The 23,225-nt window shown below is 55.2% G+C and carries 25 protein-coding genes and 1 tRNA gene; 11 read left to right on the forward strand and 15 right to left on the reverse strand.

Annotation, left to right across the window (positions count from 1 at the left end):
• The first annotated feature begins 27 nt into the window (after positions 1-27).
• Entirely contained in the window at positions 28-1,173 is a 1,146-nt protein-coding gene (locus tag L2Y28_RS05205; RefSeq protein WP_022647296.1) for a porin, read from the forward strand.
• A gap of 87 nt (positions 1,174-1,260) precedes the next feature.
• Here the strand turns inward: L2Y28_RS05205 and L2Y28_RS05210 are convergent, their stop codons facing one another.
• The 6 genes from L2Y28_RS05210 to ppiB all read right to left on the reverse strand — a co-directional run bounded on the left by L2Y28_RS05210 (position 1,261) and on the right by ppiB (position 5,470).
• Entirely contained in the window at positions 1,261-1,413 is a 153-nt protein-coding gene (locus tag L2Y28_RS05210; RefSeq protein ID WP_154816810.1) for a hypothetical protein, read from the reverse strand.
• Positions 1,403-2,473, reverse strand: a complete 1,071-nt coding sequence (gene mnmH / locus L2Y28_RS05215; RefSeq protein WP_022647297.1) for a tRNA 2-selenouridine(34) synthase MnmH — start codon at positions 2,471-2,473, stop codon at positions 1,403-1,405. The genes L2Y28_RS05210 and mnmH overlap by 11 nt, the downstream gene beginning before the upstream one ends.
• 84 nt (positions 2,474-2,557) lie before the next feature.
• Positions 2,558-3,625 (reverse strand): 5-(carboxyamino)imidazole ribonucleotide synthase, encoded by a 1,068-nt coding sequence (gene purK, locus L2Y28_RS05220; protein ID WP_022647298.1) that lies wholly within the window; start codon positions 3,623-3,625, stop codon positions 2,558-2,560.
• Positions 3,622-4,131 (reverse strand): 5-(carboxyamino)imidazole ribonucleotide mutase, encoded by a 510-nt coding sequence (gene purE / locus L2Y28_RS05225; RefSeq protein WP_006809824.1) that lies wholly within the window; start codon positions 4,129-4,131, stop codon positions 3,622-3,624. Before purE ends, purK begins: the two co-directional genes overlap by 4 nt.
• Before the next feature lie 118 nt (positions 4,132-4,249).
• Positions 4,250-4,972, reverse strand: a complete 723-nt coding sequence (gene lpxH, locus L2Y28_RS05230; protein ID WP_022647299.1) for a UDP-2,3-diacylglucosamine diphosphatase — start codon at positions 4,970-4,972, stop codon at positions 4,250-4,252.
• Between the two features lie 3 nt (positions 4,973-4,975).
• Complete coding sequence (gene ppiB / locus L2Y28_RS05235; RefSeq protein WP_000256009.1) at positions 4,976-5,470, reverse strand: peptidylprolyl isomerase B; 495 nt, start codon at positions 5,468-5,470, stop codon at positions 4,976-4,978.
• 175 nt (positions 5,471-5,645) lie between these two features.
• On the opposite strand from ppiB, the gene cysS reads away from it, so the two are divergent.
• Positions 5,646-7,031, forward strand: coding sequence for a cysteine--tRNA ligase (cysS, locus tag L2Y28_RS05240; RefSeq protein ID WP_022647300.1), 1,386 nt, complete (start codon positions 5,646-5,648; stop codon positions 7,029-7,031).
• An 86-nt stretch (positions 7,032-7,117) separates the two neighbouring features.
• Here the strand turns inward: cysS and L2Y28_RS05245 are convergent, their stop codons facing one another.
• From L2Y28_RS05245 to folD, 5 genes are all read right to left on the reverse strand, one after another.
• Positions 7,118-7,642, reverse strand: a complete 525-nt coding sequence (locus tag L2Y28_RS05245; protein WP_022647301.1) for a metal-dependent hydrolase — start codon at positions 7,640-7,642, stop codon at positions 7,118-7,120.
• A 73-nt stretch (positions 7,643-7,715) separates the two neighbouring features.
• Positions 7,716-8,732 (reverse strand): Mal regulon transcriptional regulator MalI, encoded by a 1,017-nt coding sequence (malI, locus tag L2Y28_RS05250; RefSeq protein WP_022647302.1) that lies wholly within the window; start codon positions 8,730-8,732, stop codon positions 7,716-7,718.
• Positions 8,733-8,815: 83 nt separating this feature from the next.
• Positions 8,816-10,315 carry a PTS transporter subunit EIIC gene (locus tag L2Y28_RS05255; RefSeq protein WP_003858916.1) on the reverse strand — a complete coding sequence of 500 codons (1,500 nt, stop codon included), beginning with the start codon at positions 10,313-10,315 and terminating at the stop codon, positions 8,816-8,818.
• Between the two features lie 282 nt (positions 10,316-10,597).
• Positions 10,598-10,810, reverse strand: a complete 213-nt coding sequence (ybcJ, locus tag L2Y28_RS05260) for a ribosome-associated protein YbcJ (RefSeq protein ID WP_022647303.1) — start codon at positions 10,808-10,810, stop codon at positions 10,598-10,600.
• 2 nt (positions 10,811-10,812) lie between these two features.
• A complete protein-coding gene (folD, locus tag L2Y28_RS05265; protein ID WP_022647304.1) occupies positions 10,813-11,679 on the reverse strand; it encodes a bifunctional methylenetetrahydrofolate dehydrogenase/methenyltetrahydrofolate cyclohydrolase FolD in 867 nt (288 codons plus the stop codon).
• 310 nt (positions 11,680-11,989) lie between these two features.
• On the opposite strand from folD, the gene fimA reads away from it, so the two are divergent.
• From fimA to sfmF, 6 genes are all read left to right on the forward strand, one after another.
• On the forward strand, positions 11,990-12,553 hold the full coding sequence (fimA, locus tag L2Y28_RS05270; protein WP_022647305.1) for a type 1 fimbrial major subunit FimA: 564 nt from the start codon (positions 11,990-11,992) through the stop codon (positions 12,551-12,553).
• Positions 12,554-12,622: 69 nt separating this feature from the next.
• The gene (fimI, locus tag L2Y28_RS05275; RefSeq protein ID WP_023305613.1) at positions 12,623-13,165 is read left to right on the forward strand and encodes a type 1 fimbrial protein subunit FimI; all 543 of its coding nucleotides are present in this window, start codon (positions 12,623-12,625) and stop codon (positions 13,163-13,165) included.
• Positions 13,166-13,199: 34 nt separating this feature from the next.
• Positions 13,200-13,892: a type 1 fimbria chaperone FimC gene (gene fimC / locus L2Y28_RS05280; protein ID WP_022647307.1), complete on the forward strand. Its 693-nt coding sequence runs from the start codon at positions 13,200-13,202 to the stop codon at positions 13,890-13,892.
• A gap of 14 nt (positions 13,893-13,906) precedes the next feature.
• Entirely contained in the window at positions 13,907-16,465 is a 2,559-nt protein-coding gene (locus L2Y28_RS05285) for a fimbrial biogenesis usher protein (RefSeq protein ID WP_022647308.1), read from the forward strand.
• Positions 16,458-17,465 carry a type 1 fimbria D-mannose specific adhesin FimH gene (fimH, locus tag L2Y28_RS05290; RefSeq protein ID WP_022647309.1) on the forward strand — a complete coding sequence of 336 codons (1,008 nt, stop codon included), beginning with the start codon at positions 16,458-16,460 and terminating at the stop codon, positions 17,463-17,465. The genes L2Y28_RS05285 and fimH overlap by 8 nt, the downstream gene beginning before the upstream one ends.
• 9 nt (positions 17,466-17,474) lie before the next feature.
• On the forward strand, positions 17,475-17,996 hold the full coding sequence (gene sfmF / locus L2Y28_RS05295) for a fimbria assembly protein (protein WP_022647310.1): 522 nt from the start codon (positions 17,475-17,477) through the stop codon (positions 17,994-17,996).
• A gap of 50 nt (positions 17,997-18,046) precedes the next feature.
• On the opposite strand, the gene fimZ is transcribed toward sfmF, so the two are convergent.
• The 3 genes from fimZ to L2Y28_RS05310 form a co-directional block, all read right to left on the reverse strand.
• Positions 18,047-18,679 (reverse strand): fimbria biosynthesis transcriptional regulator FimZ, encoded by a 633-nt coding sequence (gene fimZ, locus L2Y28_RS05300; protein WP_022647311.1) that lies wholly within the window; start codon positions 18,677-18,679, stop codon positions 18,047-18,049.
• A gap of 806 nt (positions 18,680-19,485) precedes the next feature.
• On the reverse strand, positions 19,486-20,202 hold the full coding sequence (locus L2Y28_RS05305; protein WP_022647312.1) for a response regulator transcription factor: 717 nt from the start codon (positions 20,200-20,202) through the stop codon (positions 19,486-19,488).
• Positions 20,203-20,226: 24 nt separating this feature from the next.
• On the reverse strand, positions 20,227-20,889 hold the full coding sequence (locus L2Y28_RS05310; protein ID WP_032621633.1) for an EAL domain-containing protein: 663 nt from the start codon (positions 20,887-20,889) through the stop codon (positions 20,227-20,229).
• Between the two features lie 303 nt (positions 20,890-21,192).
• On the opposite strand from L2Y28_RS05310, the gene L2Y28_RS05315 reads away from it, so the two are divergent.
• Positions 21,193-21,269: transfer RNA gene (locus L2Y28_RS05315), tRNA-Arg, on the forward strand.
• A 129-nt stretch (positions 21,270-21,398) separates the two neighbouring features.
• Here L2Y28_RS05315 and L2Y28_RS05320 read toward each other — a convergent pair.
• Positions 21,399-21,689, reverse strand: a complete 291-nt coding sequence (locus tag L2Y28_RS05320) for a hypothetical protein (protein WP_022647314.1) — start codon at positions 21,687-21,689, stop codon at positions 21,399-21,401.
• A gap of 308 nt (positions 21,690-21,997) precedes the next feature.
• Here L2Y28_RS05320 and L2Y28_RS05325 point away from each other — a divergent pair, with 308 nt between their 5' ends.
• Together L2Y28_RS05325 and L2Y28_RS05330 are read left to right on the forward strand one after the other, a co-directional pair.
• Positions 21,998-22,426, forward strand: a complete 429-nt coding sequence (locus L2Y28_RS05325) for a glycine zipper 2TM domain-containing protein (RefSeq protein ID WP_022647316.1) — start codon at positions 21,998-22,000, stop codon at positions 22,424-22,426.
• A gap of 10 nt (positions 22,427-22,436) precedes the next feature.
• Positions 22,437-23,156, forward strand: coding sequence for a lipopolysaccharide core heptose(II) kinase RfaY (locus L2Y28_RS05330; protein ID WP_022647317.1), 720 nt, complete (start codon positions 22,437-22,439; stop codon positions 23,154-23,156).
• Positions 23,157-23,225: the final 69 nt, after the last annotated feature.

Here is a 23,225-nt window from a genome sequence, read left to right on the forward strand (position 1 = left end):
TAGCAGCGTGTCTATCAAGGAAAAATAATGACTATAAGAAAAACAGCGCTGGCGACAACGATCGGCGCAGCAGTGGCATTGGCTTCTTTCGCATCTCAGGCGGAAATCACCCTTCTGAAACAGGATCCGCAGGCGGGTAACCCGCTGAGCCGTCTGAACTTCACCGTTGGCGGCAGCATCCGTCCTCAGTTCCAGAACATGACCGGTGATGACGGCAAAAACGGCTACAAGCGTAACGGTTTTGACGGCGGTACCCGTTTCCGTTTCGCGGCAGACTACTACCTGTTCGATGACATCAGCTGGATCACCTACTACGAGCTGGGTGTGAACATTCCGGCGCAGTTTAACTGGGATAACCACTACGCCGACGGCGCGCACGACACCTCACGCCGTATGCTCTACACCGGTCTGAAGAGCGACACCTGGGGTACGCTGACCTTCGGCCAGCAGAACAGCGTGTACTATGACGTGGTGGGCGCGAAAACCGATATCTGGGACTACGACATGATTGGTCAGGCGTCGGGTAACGGGATCAACGGCGACTACGACGGCTCTTACCGTTCACGCCAGATGCTGAAGTACAAGAAAACCGTGGGCGATGCTGACATCTACGCCTCTTACCTGTTTGAAGACAGCGAATACCTGCCGGGCAACGGCCTGCGCTACAAGCGCAAAGGCGGCGGTTCACTGGGTATCGATTACCACCTGACCACCGATCTGACCTGGGGCGCAGCGTGGAACTACACCCGCGCGGACATGCGTAATCCGGACAACGGCGACAGCAAATCCTACGACCAGAACATTCTCGGCACCGCACTGAGCTGGACGCCGGATAACTGGACCTTCTCCGCAGGCGGCGGCTGGTATCAGAACTTCATGACCACCAAAAAAGTGTCCGTTAACGACTACTTCGCCGGTGATGCATGGGGTATTGAATACTTCGCAGGATACAAATTCCCGGTCGGTCAGTATGCGGTGAAATCCATTCAGCCGTACTTCATGGGCGACCGCATTGAGTACGTGAACGGCCGTAACTACCAGCGCATCGACAACGGCGTAGGTATCAGCGTCCAGCTGGACTACGGTTTCCGCGTGGATTACGAACACGTGTTCACCTCCAGCACCGACAACCTGGGCGACATGAACCTGGTGCGTCTGCGTTACGACTTCTGAGTGGTTTGTTCCCCGGTGGCGCTGCGCTTACCGGGGCTACAAAAGCACGCGTAGGCCGGGTAAGGCGTAGCCGCCACCCGGCTTTTTTCAGCGATCAAGCCATTCGGCAATGTCTTCAAACGTCCCGCGATATACAATTTTCTCCGCCTTTTTCTCCAGCTGATAGCCGTACATCGGATCGTAATAGCACGCGTAGGCCGGGTAAGGCGTAGCCGCCACCCGGCTTTTTTCAGCGATCAAGCCACTCGGCAATTTCTTCGTACGTCCCGCGAAAAACAATCTTCTCCGCTTTCTTCTCCAGCTGATAGCCGTACATCGGGTCGTAATAGTCCTTCAGCAGCGGCACAAGCCAGCTGAAGTGCGCGTCAGTGCTTCCAGAGCGCTGTTGTTCCAGCAGCGCGGAATCTAATAGCGCGGTAAATTCCGCGAATCGTTGCAGCCCCAGACGACGGCGGATGGCGAACAGGCCGTGATGCAGGTATTCGCTGTAGGCTTTCCAGCCCGCTTCTTCACCGTAGGCGGCAGAAAAGTCGGCCCACATGTGGTCGAAATACTCTTCGCGCAGCCGCTCAAGACGGATCTCAAACGGATCTTCGACCACAACGACAGGCGCTTCCGCCATGCGGTCGCGCAGGCACTCCGGCAGGTGGTTAGAGCCAATCATCCGGCCCTCATCCTCCAGCACCCAGCGCGCGGCATCTTTTTTTAGCAGCTCGACGGCAAGGTGATTCTCGAAGCTCGCCTGAGAAAGTTGCGGGGTGAGCGTGCGGCCAAATGACGAGCCGCGATGGTGCGCCAGCCCTTCCAGATCGATGCCCTGCGCATGCTGCTTCACCAGCAGCGTTTTGCCGTTTCCGGTACAGCCACCGATAAGCACCATCGGTTTTTGTGACTGCTCAATCGTCACCTGAATTGCCGTCTGGCGCAGGGCCTTATAGCCGCCGCGGATCAGCGGATAATCGATTCCCGCCTCTTTAAGCCAGGCCTGGGAGATATGTGAGCGCTGGCCACCGCGCGCGCAGCAAAGGTAGCCCTCAGGATGGGCCAGGCTGGCTTCGCGCCAGGCGTTGATGCGCGCCTCTCGCGTCTCGCCGTTGACCAGGCTATGGCCGAGCGTCAGTGCGGCGTCCGGACCCTGGCGTTTATAGCAGGTGCCGACGGCGGCACGCTCGTCGTCGTTCATTAAGGGCAGGTTGAGTGCGGCGGGCATCGCACCCTGGACAAATTCGATCGGCGCGCGAACGTCAATTAAAGGGGTATCGGACGCGAGGATCGCGCGATAGTCCGTTCCATCGTTCATGGTGGTTCCAGAAGAAAGCTAAGCAGCAATGGGCGGGAATTGTACGCCGGGGAAGGGGAAGGTCAACTCCCCGGCGGGGGTTACTTACTTCAGTTTTGACTGCGCCCAGACAATCCCGCTCGCGTATTCTGGCGGCAGCAGGGGAACAATCGCTTCCAGCGTGGCGCTCAGGCGATCCGTGTCGGTATCGTTCAGGTTCAGGTGGCCGACCTTACGACCCGGGCGCACCGCTTTGTCGTACCAGTGCAGGTGCACCAGCGGCAGCTTCAGCCAGTCGTAGTTCAGATCGGTGCCGATCAGGTTGATCATCACCGACGGGCTGGTCACCACCGGCTGCGGCAGCGGCAGGTCAGTGATGGCGCGCAGGTGCAGCTCGAACTGGCTGATGGAGGCACCGTTTTGCGTCCAGTGGCCGCTGTTGTGCACGCGCGGCGCAAGTTCGTTGATCAGCAGACCCGATGGCGTGACGAAACACTCCATCGCCATTACGCCCACATAGCCCAGCTCATGCATGATGGCAGAGAGCATCTCTTCCGCCTGCGCCTGCTGGTCAGCATTGGCCTGCGGGAAGGCGACGCTGGTGCGCAGAATCCCGTCCTGATGCAGGTTATGCGTTAGCGGGTAAAAAACGGTGTGCCCGTCATGCCCGCGCGCGCCCACCAGCGACACTTCACCGCTGAAGTTTATGCCCTGCTCAACGATGCACTCGCCGTAGCAGTCGTCCGGCAGCTCGGCGGTGTCGTTCGCGCGCAGGCGCCACTGCCCGCGACCGTCGTAGCCGCCGACACGACGCTTCACGATCGCCAGATCGCCCAGCATGGCGAAGACGTCATTCCACTCGCTTTTGTCGGACAACAGCTGCCACGACGCGGTCGCAAGGCCGAGCTTGTCGAACAGCTGCTTTTGCGTGAGACGGTCGGCGATGATCGGGAAGACGTCGCGGTTCACAAAGGCGTTATGGCGCGCCAGCTCGCGGGTCAGGGCGGTTTCCGGCCAGCGTTCAATTTCGGCGGTGATCACGCTCTGATGGAACGGCACGGCTTCCGGCTCGGCGTCCAGCCCGACGGGCCAGACGGCAATACCCAGCGGCTCACCGGCCTGACGCAGCATCCGGCCAAGCTGACCATTACCAAGAACGCAAACCTGCTTCATGCTGCACCCCGCGGATCCGGGTTATCCAGCACCTCGTCGGTCTGGGCTTTACGCCACTCCGCCAGGCGTTGATGTAAGTCTTTATCATGCGTCGCGAGGATCTGCGCGGCCAGCAGGGCGGCATTTGCGGCACCCGCCTTACCAATCGCCAGCGTACCGACAGGGATACCGCGCGGCATCTGGACGATAGAGTACAGGCTATCAACCCCGCTTAACGCGGCGCTCTGTACCGGCACGCCCAGTACCGGCACCAGGGTTTTGGCGGCAATCATGCCCGGCAGATGTGCTGCGCCGCCCGCACCGGCAATGATCACCTCGTAACCGTTCTCTTCGGCGCTTTCGGCGAAGCTGAACAGTTTATCCGGCGTACGGTGCGCGGAAACCACTTCGACGTGGTGCGGAACATTCAGGATTTCAAAGATTTCGGCGGCGAACTGCATGGTAGCCCAGTCGCTTTTGGACCCCATCACTATGGCGACACGCGCCGGATTATTGCGGGAAGACATGCGTCTTAAAACTCCTGTGGTGCGGAACACACTGCTTTCGAGGGCACAGAGAATAGCATGTAATACCGGCAAGGAAAACGGTTGCGTGGTCGTGAAATGGGCGAAAAAACGAGGAGGGTTAGAACGGGAAGGCGATCAATTCCACACCTTCCGGCGTGACTTTGACCATCGATCCTTCACTGTGCCAGGCGCCTAAAACCACGCGATGGGCGGGCTCGCCGTTGGCGATAAGGGAATGCACATCGGGACGATGGGTATGGCCGTGGATCAGCCACTGAACGCGATGCTTCTCCATCACGTTCACCACCGCCTGCGGGTTGACGTCCATGATGGTCATCGATTTGCTGCTATTGGCGGCCTTGCTGCCCGCGCGCATTCTGGCGGCGATGCGGTTGCGGATAAACAGCGGCAGGGCGAGGAACACTTTTTGGATCCACGGGGTGTGAACTTTGGCGCGAAACGCCAGGTAGCCGGTATCGTCAGTGCAGAGCGTGTCGCCGTGCATGATCAGAATATTGCGGCCATAGAGGTCAAGCACCTGCTCTTCCGGCAGCAGCGTCATGCCGCTCTCGCGGGCGTAGCGCTGGCCGATCAGGAAATCACGGTTGCCGTGAATGAAATAGCAGGGGACGCCGGAATCCACCAGCGCTTTAATGGCCGCTGCCATCTCACGGTGCAGCGGGTTCGGATCGTCGTCGCCTATCCAGGCCTCAAACAGGTCACCCAGAATGTACAGCGCATCGGCGCTTTTCGCTTCACCGCGTAAAAAACGCAGAAAACCGGCGGTTATCGCCGGTTCTTCTGTTTGCAGATGCAGATCCGCAATAAAGAGTGTCGCCACGAATTACTCGCTGACGGTCACGCTTGTGATCACAACGTCTTCTTTAGGAACGTCCTGGTGCATACCGCTGCGGCCAGTAGAAACGGCTTTGATCTTGTCGACCACGTCCATGCCTTCAACCACTTCTGCGAATACGCAGTAGCCCCAGCCTTGCAGGCTTTCGCCAGAGAAGTTCAGGAAGTCGTTGTCCGCCACGTTAATGAAGAACTGTGCGGTAGCAGAGTGCGGGGCCTGAGTACGGGCCATTGCCAGCGTACCGCGGGTGTTTTTCAGGCCGTTGTTCGCTTCGTTTTTGATCGCTTCTTTCGTCTCTTTCTGGCGCATGCCAGGCTCGAAACCGCCGCCCTGGATCATAAAGCCGTTGATCACACGGTGGAAAATAGTGTTGTTGTAGAAACCTTCGCGGCAGTAGTCCAGGAAGTTTTTAACTGTTTCAGGCGCTTTGTCATCAAAGGTTTTGATTACGATATCGCCATGATTAGTGTGGAAAGTAACCATTTTTGCATCCTGTTCCGTTATTGTGGTGCGTCGACCCGTGCTCGGGTCACATATAGGGGCTTGTTATAGCATAACCACAGGACACGATCACCTTGCATTGTGTGCTGACCGTGCTCCGAATTATGGGTATTATAAGGAACAAACAATCCACACACGTGTTTACATGGAATCTTCGATGTTAAAAATCTTTAATACAATGACGCGCCAAAAAGAGGAATTTAAACCTATCCATGCCGGGGAAGTCGGCATGTACGTGTGTGGTATTACGGTTTACGATCTCTGTCATATCGGCCATGGCCGTACCTTTGTCGCGTTCGACGTGGTGTCCCGCTACCTGCGCTTCCTGGGCTATAACCTGAAGTATGTGCGCAACATCACCGACATCGACGACAAAATCATTAAACGTGCTAATGAAAATGGCGAAAGCTTTGTCGCGCTGGTGGATCGCATGATCGCCGAAATGCACAAGGATTTTGATGCCTTGAATATTCTGCGCCCGGATAGCGAGCCGCGTGCGACCCACCATATTCATGAAATCATTGAGATCACCCAAAAGCTGATCGAGCGCGGTCACGCCTATGTGGCGGACAACGGCGACGTGATGTTCTCGGTGCCGACGGACCCAACCTACGGTGCGCTTTCCCGCCAGGATCTGGACCAGCTCCAGGCCGGTGCACGCGTGGACGTGGTTGACGTGAAGCGTAATCCGATGGACTTCGTGCTGTGGAAGATGTCCAAAGCGGGCGAACCGAGCTGGCCATCCCCGTGGGGCGAAGGGCGTCCGGGCTGGCACATTGAATGTTCCGCGATGAACTGCAAACAGCTGGGCAACCATTTCGACATCCACGGCGGCGGTTCGGATCTGATGTTCCCGCACCACGAAAATGAAATCGCGCAGTCCACCTGTGCTCACGGCGGCGAGTACGTGAACTACTGGATGCACTCCGGGATGGTGATGGTTGACCGCGAGAAGATGTCGAAATCGCTGGGTAACTTCTTCACCGTGCGCGACGTGCTGAAGTATTACGACGCGGAAACCGTGCGCTACTTCCTGATGTCCGGCCACTATCGCAGCCAGCTGAACTACAGCGAAGAGAACCTGAAGCAGGCGCGCGCTGCGCTGGAGCGTCTGTATACCGCACTGCGCGGCACCGACAGGTCTGTTCCGGCCGCTGGCGGCGAGGCGTTCGAAGCCCGCTTCGTTGAGGTCATGAACGACGACTTCAACACGCCGGAAGCCTACTCCGTGCTGTTCGACATGGCGCGTGAGGTGAATCGCCTGAAGTCAGAAGATATGGCGGCGGCGAATGCGCTGGCGTCTCATCTGCGTAAGCTCTCTTCCGTGCTCGGCCTGCTGGAGCAGGAGCCGGACGTGTTCCTGCAAAGCGGCGCGCAGGCGGACGACGGTGAAGTAGCGGAAATTGAAGCACTGATTAAAGCGCGTCTGGAAGCGCGTCAGGCGAAAGACTGGGCGGCGGCGGATGCGGCGCGTAACCGTCTGACCGAGATGGGTATTATTCTGGAAGATGGCCCGCAGGGCACCACCTGGCGTCGTAAGTAAGTCCGTAATGCCCGGTGGCGCTTACGCTTACCGGGCCTACAGGTGAAAGTAGGCCGGGTAAGGCGTAGCCGCCACCCGGTTTTTTTTTACCTTCTCTTCTTCCACCATAATACTCCTATCAGCACGATTCCCGGCAGCCACACCCACAGCAGTTCCGAGATAATCACCTGATGCCCGTACGGCGTGGTATAGCGCGACAGTGCAAACGGCGCGACCTTAATCACCTGCCACGGTGCAAAGAAGCGCTCATCTGACCAGGGCCACAGCCAGCCGACGCCTTTCCCGCCGGTGGTAATCGAATCCAGCAGGCTGTGCGACAGCAGCGACACGGTTAAAAACAGCCAGCAGCGCGACAGGCTGGCCCGGAACCATCGACGCCCAGCCAGCACGCAAAGTATGGGCACTACAAAGGCAAACAGCAGCGAATGAGTGAAACCGCGGTGGCCGAAAATATTCCCGTAGGCGACACCGAATTTAAACGCCAGTACGTCAGCGTCAGGCAGCATGGCGAGGACGATCCCGGCAAACAGCAGGCGGGGTGGGATGACTTTGGCTCCGAGCCCTAAGCCCAGACACAGAGGTACGGCAGCGTGGGTGATAACGGTAGGCATGACATTTATCCATGGCAAATCATGGAAATATAGCAGTCATCTCGCGCTATAAGACCCATGCTAAATTCTGAATTTACGCCGAATCCCGCGCGATAAGCTGGCCGGAGAGGGTAATACGCTGCGTTTGCAGATCCGGCTCCTTCAGCCTGCGGATCATCAGCCCTGCCGCCTGGCGGCCGGTCTCTTCGCTGGCAGACGAAACGTAAGTCAGTGACGGCGACGTGAGGTTTACGTGGAGCATATCTTCAAAGCCAATCAGCGCCACCTGCTGGGTTAAAAACACGTCTTTGCCCACCGTGCGCCCCACCTGGTGAATGCCGGAGATCGAACCGATCATCGCGTCCGGCGAATGGCAGAGCAGGGCGGTAATCGTGTTGTTCTTCTCCAGCAGCTGGCGAGTCGCCATGGCCGCCGCCTGCGTATCATCGGTGCAGGCGGGAGAATATTCCTCACGCCAGACCAGGCCGTTCTGCGTCATCGCGCTGCGAAAACCGAGCAGGCGCTGCTCGCGAATACGGCACCCGTCGCGCCCGCCAATGTAGGCGATGGTGCGGTGCCCGCGCTCGATAAGATAACGCGCGGCCAGGTTCGCCGCCTGGCGGTTATCGCGCATCACCAGGTTGCATTTCTCTTCCAGCAACGACTGCGAAACCGCCACAAGCGGCAGCGGGCATTGGCGAATGTGTTCCGGGAGAGAGGCGGCGCGGGTGTCCGACGCCAGATAGATGACGCCCGCCACGCCCTGCTGCTTAAATGAGAGCAGAGTACGCTCAAGATGTTCGTCGTCGTTCAGCGGCTGACCGAGAAAAACCATATAACCCTGTTTCTCCAGCTCCTGAACGATGCTCGCCATCACTTTGATGGAAAAGCTGTCGCTGAAGTCCCGCAGGATCAGGCCGATTAAATTGGAGGTGTTGGCGCGAAGGTTGGCAGCGGCGACGTTATGAACATAGCCCAGCGTTGTGATGGCGGCATTGACCTTCCCGATCGTCGCCTCTGAGATCTTCCCTTTCTGGCGCAGCACCAGCGACACGGTAGAAACCGACACGCCCGCATGCTTTGCAACATCAATAATGCTGACTTTCTTCAAAACCGCTCCCTGAAATTTACCGATTATCAGCCAGATAAGAGGCGTACCCCAGCGTACAGGAGACGCCTCCTTCAGGCATCTTATTATTTGCCAATCATCGTGGACATGGTCTGGGCGATAAACTGTGCTCTGGCCCCGAAAATCACCTGTATCCCGTTGTCGCCAACAAACACCACGCCGCGCGCGCCCAGCCCGTTCAGCCCGTCCCGGTCCACCGCTTCGCTCTTCGCCACTTCCAGACGCAAACGCGTGATGCAGGAGCCGACAGAATCAATGTTCTGCGCACCGCCCAGCAGGCCGATGATTTCGGTTGCAAGTTCGGAATCGGACTTGTCATTCGCGCTGGCGGTCACTTCGGTGCGGCCCGGCGTTTTCACGTCGAAACGGCGGATCACGAAGCGGAAGGTGAAATAGTAAATCAAGGCCATTGGGATACCGATGATAATGGCGCTCAGGAAGTTGGTCTGATAGCCGTTAAACGACGGCAGGATCCCGAACGACAGGTAGTCGATAAAGCCCGCCGAGAACGACTTGGCGATGTGCGCATGCAGCAGGTACATGGTCATGTACGCCAGGCCCGCCATGATGGCGTTGAAGACGTAAAGGATCGGCGCCACGAAGATAAAGGTGAACTCTACCGGCTCGGTGATGCCCGTCAGGAAGCAGGTGAGGGCCGCGGAGAAGAGAATACCGGCCGCGATTTTCTTATTCTTCGTATGCGCTTCATGGTACATCGCAAGGCACGCCGCAGGCAGCGCGAACAGCATCAGCGGGAACTCGCCCTGCATGAATTTCCCGGCGTTCTGGTAGGTATCGCTGCTGAAGGATTTCACCCCCTCTTCGAGCATCTTGAACCAGATGGTCTGGTCGCCGTGGATCACCTGACCCGCCTGGGTAGTGTAATCCCCGAACGAATACCAGAAGGAGGGATACCAGATGTGGTGCAGGCCGAGCGGGATCAACGCGCGCTCCACCAGCCCGAAGATAAAGGTCGAGGCCGCCTGGTTATCGCCGTTCACCACCACGGACAGGGCGTCGATCCCGGACTGAATATGCTGCCACACGTACGGCAACAGCAGGCCGAGCAGGAACGACAGAAATGCCGTCGCAATCGCCACAAAACGCTTCCCGGAGAAGAAGCCGAGGAATTCCGGCAGCTGCATGGTGTGGAAGCGGTTGTAGCACCAGGCCGCGAGAATACCGCAGATCAGGCCGCCAAAGACGCCCATTTGCAATGTCGGAATGCCGACGACCATGGCGTATTTCCCGCCCTGGGAGGCCATTTCCGGCGTAATGCTCAGCACGGTGCTGATGGTGATGTTGGTGACAAACACCGAGACCGCCGCAGAGAGTGCCGCAATGCCGGATTCCGAAGCCAGACCGACGGCAGAGCCGATGGCGAACAGCATCGGCAGGTTATCAAAGATAACCCCGCCGGCGTTCATCATCAGCGGCAGGTGGAACTTATCGCCGAAGGCCAGCAGCAGGCCCGCAGCGGGAAGCAGTGAAATTGGCAGCATTAAGGCGCGACCAATCATCGATAACTTAGACAGCGATTTAACAAACCCTGATATCAGACTCATGCTGATTTCCCCCCGAGTAGCGCTTTTTCGCGCTGTTATTGTAAGTAGAACGTTTTAGTAGAACGTTCTACTTATCGTGGGGAAAGTCTGAAAATCGCGCAACATAATTTTCACGTTTCGCCAGAGGGAATAGTGATTATTTGAAGTTGATCGATAATTAACCGCGATGGGTGTGAGGGGATTGTGAGAGAAATTGCCGGGTGGCGGCTTCGCCTTACCCGGCCTACAAACGGAGACAGTACGTAGGCCCGGTAAGCGCAGCGCCACCGGGCATCAGACAGCTCAGGCCGTCACGGTCACGCTCTGACCTGCAAAGCTCACGGTCTGGCCCGCGACAATTTTGCAGCGCTTGCGGGTTTCCACCGTGCCGTCTACTTTTACCTGCCCGTCGGCGATGACGATTTTCGCCTGCGCACCGCTTTCGCTCCAGCCTTCCAGCTTCAGCAGATCGCACAGCTCAACGTGCGGATGTTTACCTAAAGAAAAAGTTGCCATGATTACGCGTCCTCTACGTCGTGATACTCCTCGCACGCCTGCAAGGTATTCTGAATCAGTGTTGCGACCGTCATCGGGCCTACGCCGCCCGGGACCGGAGTAATATAGGATGCGCGCGCTGCGGCATCTTCATACACCACGTCGCCGACCACTTTGCCGTTTTCCAGACGGTTAATACCCACGTCCACGACGATTGCGCCCTCTTTGATCCACTCGCCCGGAATAAAGCCCGGCTTGCCGACCGCAACGATCAGCAGATCGGCGTTTTCGACGTGATGACGCAGGTTTTTGGTGAAGCGGTGGGTGACGGTGGTGGTGCAGCCCGCCAGCAGCAGCTCCATGCTCATCGGGCGGCCCACGATGTTGGAGGCGCCAATCACCACGGCGTTCAGGCCATAGGTGTCGATGTTATAACGCTCCAGCAGCGTCACGATGCCGCGCGGGGTGCACGGACGCAGGCGCGGCGCGCGCTGGCACAGGCGGCCCACGTTATACGGATGGAAACCGTCAACGTCTTTGTCCGGCGCGATACGCTCCAGCACCTTCACGTTGTCGATGCCCGCAGGCAGCGGCAGTTGAACCAGAATGCCGTCGATCTCTTTATCGGCATTCAGGGTGTCAATCAGTTCCAGCAGTTCTGCTTCGCTGGTGGTTTCCGGCAGATCGTAAGAGCGGGAGACGAACCCCACCTCTTCACACGCTTTGCGTTTGCTGCCGACATAAATTTGCGAAGCCGGGTTGCTGCCAACCAGCACAACGGCCAGCCCTGGGGCGCGTTTTCCGGCGGCTATACGCGCCTTCACTTTTTCCGCAACCTCAGAGCGCACCTGCTGCGCAATCGTTTTACCGTCAATAATCTTTGCTGCCATCAGAGAGAAGATTCCGTCTGTAACGTTAGAAAGGGGGGATTACCTGTATTTTGTCAGAAGCGAGCGCCGCTGTCAGTCACCCTTTACGAGATTTCATCGATGGCCCGCAAAACCCCTTCTCAGGGCATGGTCAATTTCTTAGAGGCGATTAGGATGTGACCTGGCAAAATGGCAGCGTTTTGACATATTACAAAATAGATTCCTGAGCTACTTTGTCCTCTCCGAAATAAGCCTTCAATTTTTTAATTGAACGTATTTCTTATTCCCGAATATGCGCGGGAAGGGTTATTTACATTTTAAAGGAATAGACATGAAACTCAGCAACATTGCTTCTACTGTTATTGCAACTCTGGCCCTGGTCGCGGGTGCCGCTCACGCAGAAGATCCGGTAGCACCTGTATCTGTAAACGGTGGTACGGTGCATTTTAAAGGTGAATTAGTGAATGCCGCGTGTTCAGTGAATACTGACTCTTCAGAGCAGACGGTTAATCTCGGCCAGTACCGTACCGCGAAATTCACTAAAGTGGGTGACACCACCTCCAATATTCCCTTCACCATCGAACTGAACGACTGCGATCCTGCGGTAGCGAAAACCGCTGCTGTCGCGTTTACCGGCCAGATCGACGCCACCGACAAAACGCTGCTGGCGGTAAGCTCCGGTAACAACGACAACTCCGCGAAGGGCGTAGGCATTGAGATCCTCGACAGCAAATCCTCCACGCTGACCCCGGACGGTGCAACCTTCTCTGCGGCGCAGAACCTGATTGAAGGGACTAACACCCTGAACTTCACCGCGCGCTATAAAGCCACGGCGGCGACCACCGCGCCAGGCCAGGCAAACGCGGACGCAACATTCGTAATGAAATACGAGTAATGCCTGAGTACAGGGATGTGGCTGGCCTCAGGGAAGAGGTCTTTTGATCGCCTATACCGGGAGCGAAGGATGACAAGGACTGGGATACTGCTGTGTGCCCTTGCGATTGCCTCAGCGGTAAACGCACATACCGTTGTCATAGACGGCGGCAAAGTACACCTCAGGGGAGAGCTGGTTAACGGCGGCTGCGCCGTGGCCCCGGACAGCCAGAATATGCGCGTGGATATGGGGCAATACCGCACAAACGCCTTTTCCGGCGTCGGCAGCTTTTCCACGGTTAATGTGCCTTTCACCGTACGTCTGCTGGATTGCAGCGTGGACGTCTCCCGCACCGTGGGGATCCAGTTCCAGGGAGTGACACCGGCAGAAGACCCGCAGGTTTTCCTGGCGACATCGCGGCCGGGGGAAAATGCGGTCAGCAGCGGTGTCGGACTGGCGCTTTTTGACGAACAGCAACGTCAGATCATCCCGAACGCGACGGCAGTGAGCTGGTTACCCATTAACACCCGCGAGCTGGTATTTCATTTCAGCGCCCGCTACCGCGCTATTTCCGAACACCTTGTACCAGGCACTATTCAGTCGAATGTCTGGTTTACGTTGATTTATCCCTGACGCCTGCGAACTAATTATTAAAGGTACGGTTGTGATGAACACCCTGATTAAACCTGGACTGTTTTTAACTTTTATTTTGATGATGGTTTCTGCCAGCGCGAATGCATCCGGCGGAATTGCGCTGGGCGCGACGCGCGTTATTTATCCGGCCGATGCAAAACAAACGTCGCTGGCGATCACCAACAGCAATAAACAAGAGCGCTATTTAATTAACGCGTGGATAGAAAATGCCAACGGGCAAAAGGAAAAAACCTTTGCCGTCACGCCGCCGCTGTTTGTCAGCGAGCCGGCCAGCGAAAACACCCTGCGCATTATCTACGCAGGCCCGGCGCTGCCTGCCGATCGCGAATCACTCTTTTACATGAACGTCAAAGCGATTCCCTCCGTCAGCAAAAAACATCAGGACGGCAACAACGTCCTGCAACTGGCCATTCTGTCACGCATCAAGCTGTTTGTTCGCCCGGCTAACCTGGCGATGCCGCCGGAAGAGGCGCTCTCACAGCTGCGTTTTGAGCGCGTCGGCAACCATCTTAAGGTGAGCAATGCCTCGCCGTATTACGTCACGCTGGTCAATCTGAAGCTCGGCGGTCAGACGCTGGAGAATCTGATGGTTGCTCCGAAAAGCTCGGCGCAGCAGGTGCTGCCTGCCGCAGCGAGCGGCACGCTCTCCTGGCAGAGTGTGAATGACTACGGTGCCATTACGCCGGCGCGTAGCGTCAGCCTGTGAGCAGAGACAGGGCGATGAACACTCAATGGCGTTACTGCCCGGTTGCGCTGGCACTGATGGCAACGCTCTGGCCACACGCTGGCTGGGGCGAAAGCTACTTTAACCCGGCGTTTCTCTCCGATGACGCGGCGAACGTGGCGGATTTGTCGCGTTTTGAGAAAGGCCACCAGCAGGCACCGGGCGTCTATCGCGTCGATATCTGGCGTAACGATGAGTTTATCGGCACCCAGGACGTGCGGTTTGAGCAAGCCGACAACACGCCGCCGGTCGCGGGCGGTTTGTCGCCGTGCATTACGCGCGCGATGCTCGATCGCTTTGGCGTCAATATCGCCGCCTTCCCGGAACTGAGCAGCGTGCAGGGCGAGACCTGCGTTCCGCTCACCACGGCTATTCCGGGCAGCGAAACGGCGTTCAACTTCGCCTCGTTGCGCCTTAACGTCAGTCTGCCTCAGGTGGCGATGCAAAACAGCGCCCGCGGGTATATTCCGCCTGAACAGTGGGATGAAGGCATCCCCGCCGCGCTGCTGAACTACAGCTTCACCGGCAACCGGGGCAGCGACGACGACAGCTACTATCTGAACCTGCAAAGCGGGTTGAACTATGGCGCCTGGCGATTACGCAATAACGGCGCGTGGCGTTATACCGAAAGCAACGGCAAGCGGCACAGCAGCTGGCAAAATATTGGCACCTGGGCGCAGCGTACGGTCATTCCGCTAAAAAGCGAGCTGGTGCTCGGCGACAGCAACACCGGTAACGATGTCTTCGACAGCGTCGGTTTTCGCGGTGGTCGGCTCTATTCGTCCGACAGCATGTATCCGGACAGCCTGCAAGGCTACGCGCCTACCGTACGCGGAATCGCCCGCACCCCTGCCAAAGTGGTGATCCGCCAGAACGGATACGTGATTTACCAGAGCTATGTGCAGCCGGGGGCTTTTGCGATAACTGACCTTAACCCGACCTCCTCAAGCGGTGACCTGGAGGTGACGGTGGAAGAGAAGGACGGCAGCCAGCAGCGCTACACCGTCCCGTATTCCACCGTTCCGTTGCTTCAGCGTGAAGGACGCTGGAAATACGATCTGGTGGCAGGGGACTATCGCAGCGGCAACAGCGAGCAGGACACGCCGTTCTTTACTCAGGGTACGATGATTGCGGGTCTTGCCGACGGCTACACGCTGTACGGCGGAACGCAGCTGGCCTCGCGCTATACCGCCATCGCCATTGGCGCGGGTAAAAACCTCGGTGACTGGGGGGCGGTGTCACTTGACCTCACCCATGCCCGCAGCCAGCTTGCCGATGACAGCCGCCATGAAGGGCAGTCCCTGCGGTTCCTGTACGCAAAATCCCTTAACGGATTCGGCACCAACTTCCAGCTGCTGGGCTATCGCTACTCGACCAAAGGCTTCTACACCCTCGACGATGTGGCCTGGCGCACAATGGAAGGCTACCAGTATGGCGACGATCAGGACGATGACGGCGTGCCGGACGTGCAGAGCTATCACAACCTGACGCTGAATAAAAAAGGACGTTTCCAGCTCAATATCTCCCAGTCTCTTGGCGATTACGGCTCGGTGTACGTGTCGGGCAGCCAGCAAAGTTACTGGGGCACCAGCGAGTCCAACGTCTGGTATCAGCTCGGCTACGCCGGCGGGGTGAACGGGATCAGCTACGCCTTATCCTGGTCATGGAACAAGGCCGTCGGCATTGAAGGAACTGACCGGATCGCCTCGTTTAACGTCTCCGTCCCGTTCAGCCTGTTCACCCGTCACGGCTACCGTCGCGATAACGCGATCGACCGGGCCTATGCCACGGCCTCAGCCAGCCGCAACAGCGACGGTGATACCAGCTGGCAGACCGGGATCAGCGGAACGCTGCTCCAGGATCGTAACCTGAACTACAGCGTCACGCAGGGTCACACCAGCAATAACGGTGCCAGCGGCAGCGCCAGCGCTAACTGGCAGGCAACGTACGGTACGCTGGGCGTGGGCTACAACTACACGCGGGATCAGCACGACCTCAACTGGCAGCTCTCCGGCGGCGTGGTAGGGCATTCAGACGGCATCACATTCAGTCAGCCGCTGGGCGATACCAACGTCTTGATCAAAGCGCCGGGCGCGTCAGGCGTGAGCGTCGAAAACCAGACCGGCGTCAAAACAGACTGGCGTGGCTATGCGGTGATGCCGTACGCCACGGTGTACCGTTACAACCGCGTGGCGCTCGACACTAACACCATGAGCAACAACACCGACATTGAAAATAACGTTTCCAGCGTCGTGCCGACGAACGGTGCGCTGGTGCGCGCCAGTTTTGACACCCGCATCGGCGTGCGTGCGTTGCTCACCGTGAAGCGTGATAACCAGCCTGTGCCGTTTGGGGCGGTGGTGCGTGAGACGCAGAGCGGCGTAACCAGCATGGTGGGAGATGACGGTCAGATTTACCTGAGCGGGCTGCCGCTGAGCGGGGAACTGCTGATTCAGTGGGGAGACGGGAAGCAGTCCCAGTGTCGTGCGCCCTACAGCCTGCCAGAACAGAGCCTGCAACAGGCGATCACACTTAAGGGGATCCGCTGTGAATAAAATCCATTATCTGGGGCTATCCCTTCTGGCATTTTTGCCGCTATCTGAGGCGTTCGCCACCGTCTGCGTCAATGAAAATGGCGTGCCGACGGAGGTGTATTACGACCTGACGGATAAATTCAACAGCTCCAATAACCAGGTGGGGCAGATTGTTACACTCAGCGAGAAGTCCCAGTGGGTGGGCGTCAACGCCGTCTGCCCTAAGGGAACGTCCGGGAACACCACCAAGCGTAGCTATGTGACCGAATTCCCGGTCACAGGCACCAGCGATGGCTACCAGTATCTGAAGCTAAACGACTATCTGGACGGGGCGATGAAAATCACCGACAGCTACGCTGGCACGTTCTATCCACCCAGAAAGTACATTCAGATGGGGAGCCATCCGAACGTGTCTAAAAACAAACCGTTTGGTGTACAGGATTCCAGCCTCGTCTTTCGGCTTAAGGTGACCCGACGCTTTATCAATATGGTGGTGATCCCCCGGGCAATCATGTTCCGGGTTTACGTCACCACGACCTCCACGGATCCGCTCACCACGCCGGTTTATACCATCAGCTACAGCGGGACCATTCAGGTGCCTCAGAGCTGTGAGATTAATGCCGGAAATGTGGTGGAGTTCGATTTCGGAGACATCGGCGCCTCTCTGTTCAGTAAAGCGGGCATCGGAAATAAGCCGGAAGGGATCTCAGCGCAAAGCAAAACCATCGGCATAAAATGCACCAACGTCGAGGCGAACGCCATGCTCACAATGCGTGTTGAAGCGGAGAAGGTTTCAGGCAGTACGCTGGTCTCTGATAACGCGGATGTGGGTTTTGTGATTGCCAACAGTAATGGTGTGCCGCTGACGCCGAACAACCTGACCAGCAAAATCCCGTTCCGTCTGGACGATAGCGCACAGGCACAGGTGGGGATCCGCGCGTGGCCCGTCAGCGTGACCGGTAAAAAACCTGCCGAGGGGCGTTTTACCTCTCGCGGCTATTTACGCGTCGACTATGACTAAGGAGCAGGTATGCGAAACGGAATGCGGTATATAGCCGTCGCGCTCTTTGCGCTTTGCTCCCCTGCGCACGCAGAGACGGCGCTTGGGGAAATTAACATTCAGCTTTACGGCAATATAGTGGACTTTACCTGCGTGGCGGAGGGGGACGACAGCAATAAAACCGTCACGCTCGGCACCTGGCCCACGAAACAGCTCCGCACAACGGGAAGCCGGACGCAGCCTGTACCGTTCACCCTGAAGCTGACCGGATGCCCGCCGGGGGCGGCTTCGATCACATTTACGGGGAAGATGGACGGGCATGATAACAGCCTGCTGGCGCTGAATGATGCCAGCGCGGCCAGTAACGTGGCCGTGGAGATCCTCGACCGGGATAAAACGCGCCTCGCGTTGCAGCAGGCCAGCCAGACGGTGTCAGTGGATGCGCAGGGAAATGCCGAACTGTCGTTTTATGCCAATTATATCGCCACGGCGGATAACCCGCAGCCGGGCCGGGCTGATGCCGATGCAACTTTCATGATTAATTATAATTAATCGTATCCCCTCTCCCTGTAACGGTTATATGTTGCAGGGAGAGGGAAGGATTACAGTAATTCGTGCGCTTTCGCGTAATCAATTAATTCAACGATACTTTGTACGCCCAGCTTGGAAAAGATATTAGACTTATGGGCGCTAATTGTTTTGTTGCTAAGTAATAATTGATCCGCAATCTCCTTATTAGATAATCCGTTCGCCAGATATCGCAGAACCGTCACTTCACGATTCGATAATGGCATATCCACAGCGGCGCCTGTCCGGGAGCCTATATGGTTTATAAAACTCAATGTTTCTGACGGGAAAAAAGAATAGCCCGTCAGTATCATTTCCACCGCGTTATAAATTTCCCCCAGATCTTTCCGCTTACTGACAAAACCATTTGCCCCGGCGCGGATGGCGCGCCCTGCGTAGAAGGCTTCAGATTTCGAAGAGAGGAAGAGAATCTTAATATCTTTATTTAAGTTTCTGATTCTTTTCAATAATACGAAGCCGTCCGTGCCTGTCATTTCGATATCGAGAATGACCAGGTCGATGGGGTGGTTGCGTATACAGTCAAGCACTTCGTGGCTGTCGCCTGACTTCAGTTTGACCTGGATGTTTTTATTTTTCTGTAGCAGGACTTCTATCGACATTCTGACGATAGGGTGTTCGTCCATAATGATAACGGATGCCGGTTTCATTTTTTATGCCTCAGATTGTTAAAAGCGTTATGCTGAGTTTTGTTAAAACTCTCTAAAAGCCGGAAGGATAATTACGCAGATCCTTGTACGGTAGATCCCTGGGAAGAGCGAAAGCATCCTTGTTTACGTAGTGGTGATATCAATGCCTGAGCGCAGTTATCTCATAAGGCTGTTATGGCAAAATGATTTTTCTTATTCGCGTGTCAAACACGTCTTATTATACCGTTTAAGTATTGTCCGAAAAGCCTGTAAATTAATGTCCATATATTGATGATTATTATCTTCTGTATCTGAATCGCTAACTTTTTAAAATTAGCAAAAATGTCCTGATATTGCATTTACCACACAGTTTCATCTTTATGTAATAACAAAAAATAAACGATCTTACTGTATGTTGATCAAATGTTAACAATACGCAGGTCGTGACAAAGTGTTTTCCGCCTGTCCGCTACCTCTGATGTCCGCTCTTTAGCGCGTCATCGCCTCATTTCTAACGCCTCAGGCCAGGAGGATGATCCCTTCGTCAAAACAGCACTATCTGCTGTTTTCTTCACCTCTCATCGCTTTTATTCACAGATAAATCGCTTGTTTTTACACCATTATCATCCTGTTAACGGAAGCGTCAGAAACTTAACGCATGGATAAAATGACTATCGTTTAGCGTACAGGCAGCATTTCGCATGGTTTAAGATGAAGAATTAGGAATAGTTATAAAATCGAAAGTTTTGTTAAAAAACACAAAAAATTAACATATGTCCTAAGTATTTTCTTAAAGGTCTTTAGGAATTAAGGGGTTACTGAATACGTTAATACGTGAAATCTGAAAGGTTGTTGAGAAGATGTAGCAACTCATGACGATGATTCAGCCCAAGTTTCGCCAGGATGCAGCTGAGACGGTAAATAATGCGGCTATAGGGGCGGTTCTGTAACTGAGCAATCTGTCGCAGGGTGCTACCCTGCGACAGCGCCTGCAGGATCGGCCATTCATCACGTGAAAACCACTCTTTCCGGTGGCCGGCGGGTGACGGCGCTTCCAGCAAGGTTTGTTGCAAAGCCCGCGGCGTAAGTTGCCGTTCAAGCACATGAAAAGGGCCAGCCGCTTTGCAAAACAGGCGTGTATCGTAATCATCGGCGCGAATGAGCAGGTAGGGTGTCAGGTAGGGGGCGAACAGGCTGTGGCGTCGTAATCGGTCCAGCAGGTCAATAAGCGGCGAGGCGCGGCTTTCTACATCTACCACCAGACGTGATGAAGGCCACTGATTCAGATCGCTGAGGGCGGCTTCCAGGGTGGAATAGTCACAGCAATTGCTCAGGGGAGAGTGCCCGCTCAGAAAACCGGAACGGAAAAAGTTATCCTGTGTGACCAGGACGATAAAGGGAGCATCGGTTTTGCGGGTCTGGTTGATTGACTGGCTCAAATATTCGAGACGATCAAAAAATGGGAGAGCAAAAGGCGAGTGCGTTGAACCCGGTGAATCACTTCCTGTCCGACGACGCCGGTAACGGCGTACTGTCATTCGCATAGCTTCCCTCTTGGCGATGACCGTTCAGTCCTCCTGCCATCTCCAGGATGGCCAATAATATCCCTGACCGAAGCGCGCGCCAGCCTGAAGCGCAAACTTACGGTCCGTTTCTGTTTCAATGCCTTCTATGAGTACATTTTCAGCAATTTTTGAACAAAGCGTGACCAGGTTTGCCAGCGCTGGCGTTGCACGTAAACGCCAGAAAGCGATCTTATCGATTTTTATTCCGCTTAACGGCATGCGGCAGGACAAAAACGCGCGCCCTGACGCTTCATCAATGTCATCCAACCAGATCCGATGTCCTTGCGCCGTCAACTGCTGAAGCGCACAACTCACCCTCAGACGTGCCGGGTCTGAGAGAGAAAAGAAGGAAGCAGGCTCCACGAGTTCAATGTTCAGCGGTGGGCTGTTAAGTTGCAGTAAACGCTGGAACATTTCCGGTATGGTCAGAATGGTTATCGGCAAATTTATGAAAAGGTTGTCGCAGGGAAAGGGTTTTTTTAAAGCAGCGATCTGTGCTTCCAGCAGCATAAGCGCCCGGGCGGCGGACCAGTCATGAAAAAAGCCTTCGCTTTGTTGATGCGGTGACAGCACGCTGAGCACTTCAGCCCCTACCGTGCGCGAAGAGGAGAGGGCGACAATGGGTTCAAGCTTGATGCCTGTAATGTCGTGTGAGATGTGCTGCACGCACGAGGGGAAACCTGTCTGGTCTGACGCTGTCACTCCGTCGTCCTGTTCATTTCCAGCCTCCAGGCGGCCGGGATACCGCAGGACAGTGTGAAGGGGAAGTAAACAGGAAAACAGCAGGCGTTACTTAAAAGCGGCTAAGCCTTTTCGCAGCCCGTAAAAGAGGGATAAATGTTGAAAAAACAGCCGTATTTACAATCAGCTAGTCATTAACGGCAGAGAAGGTGGAAAAGGCATTGACTCACTACGCATTGACCGTATAATTCCAGGCGTTTCACCACCGCGAAGTACACTCTTCTCCGTGCGCCCTTAGCTCAGTTGGATAGAGCAACGGCCTTCTAAGCCGTAGGTCGTAGGTTCGAATCCTACAGGGCGTGCCATTAACCCTCCGGCACTCAGCCGTTCCTGACCAGCCTGAATCGTGTTTTCATTACCTTTAATAACTGGCCTTCCAGGGTCATACGACACATTGACTTTTCCCCCAACTTCCTTGCCGGGGGAGAGCGCCATTAGTGCCCTGTAACGGCCGCGGCGGCGACCGGATGGTCAGCGTTAGCGACCACAGTTGCACGGGCGACGGGATGATAACTACCGTCTGTTGCGGCTGCGACGGCGACAGGGTGATCGGCAGATACCACCGCCGTGGTGCGGGCGACAGGATGGTTACCTTCACCGGTGGCCGCCGCAACGGCAACAGGATGATCGGCGGAGGCGACGGCAGTCGCACGGGCTACCGGATGATTTGCAAATGCAGAAAATGATGCCGCAGTGAAAGCCAGAGCGAGAATGACTTTTTTCATAATATAACTCCTGATGTTTTCCCTGTATGGACAGGGACCATTATTTTAATAACGATGATTGGTAATTATTGAGAATTGTGCAATGGATATTGCTTCGTCTGAATCAAATACTCTGACAATGTATCTGGAAAACACGTTATTGACAATTGAAGTCAATATACCTTTCCAGTTTTAAATTGTTTATTTTTAAATTTATGGTCGTTTTGTGTAAAAATAAATTATTTGCCTGGTAAAGCATATTTAGCTAAAGGAGATGATTTTTCGCCGGGCAGAATAGTGTCACCTTCAATGAATAATAAAGGCTTAAAATGAAAAAATATTTACTCATCGCGTTGAGCTTTCTGGCTATCACCAGTCCGGCGAGTTACGCTGGCATCCGATCGCTGGTGGAGGATGGCACGGTTCTGCAGAGCCAAATTATTACGCATACCCGAGAAGGGTATCATCCGCTGCGTACCTTAACCGCGGGCACGATTGGTGGCGTAGTGGGTCACCAGTTCGGTAACGGCAAAGGGAAAACCGCCATGACGGTAGCCGGTGCAACAGCCGGGGCGGCGGCTTCTCATAACCGGCAGTCTAACGAATTGGCAGCACAGGAAGTGAAGTTACTTATCAAGACTCAATCCGGGCAGACTATTCAGGTGGTGCAGCACAATAATGGTTTGACATTTAACCCTGGCGACAAAGTTCGTATCATCACAACGGGTTCTAATACCACCGTGGAAAAATCATACTAAGCACATTATTATGATTACAAAAATGAAATACCGTGGTTTTCACGTCTGTTATAAAAATAACGATACACGATACCTGGAAATACTGGACGATATATTGTCCTGTAATGTAAAACGACTCAGCGTTCAGATGGTATTTAAAAGCCTTCCGCATACCCACGTCTCTTTACTGAATACCCCCTACGGACAGTTTGTATTAAAGATTTACTCCCCCAGGAAAAAAAGGTTAGAAAAATTTTTCAAATCGTTTTTTACGCCCAACCCCAACGAAAATTTGATTGAGCGGATCGACTATGCTGGCAGGCAAGGTCATACCTTCCCGAATGATTTTTATCTCCTGGCTGAACGCCGGATTTTCAGATTCGCAAAAATCTCGCTCATGTTGTTTGAGTATGTCCCCGGTCCGGAGTTACGCGTTCTTCCCGCGATCACGCCGGACATAAAGCGTGAAATCCGACACAGTATGCAGAAAATGCACAATCTGAAAATCATTTCCGGCGATGCGCACGGCGGGAACTTCATCCTGAGTGAAAAAGGAATAAGGATCATCGATCTGTCCGGGAAGCGTTGTAACGCGAAAAGGATTGTTGAAGACAACGTGACGGCCAGCCTGCGCATTGGTATTCCCATTGAATCCCACCGGCGTTGGGAAAAACGCCTGATCGCAAAAAAAATCAGACGACACCATAAAATCGTCCAGAGGAAGTATCTGGCGCGTTCAAATACCGCTTAAACCCTTTATTCATGCAGGACAACAGACTGTTATAAAAGAATTTTCCCTGGTATATGGCATTTTCGCCAA

The sequence above is a fragment of the Enterobacter sp. JH25 genome (genome assembly GCF_021725435.1).
Classification (GTDB): Bacteria; Pseudomonadota; Gammaproteobacteria; order Enterobacterales; family Enterobacteriaceae; genus Enterobacter; species Enterobacter intestinihominis.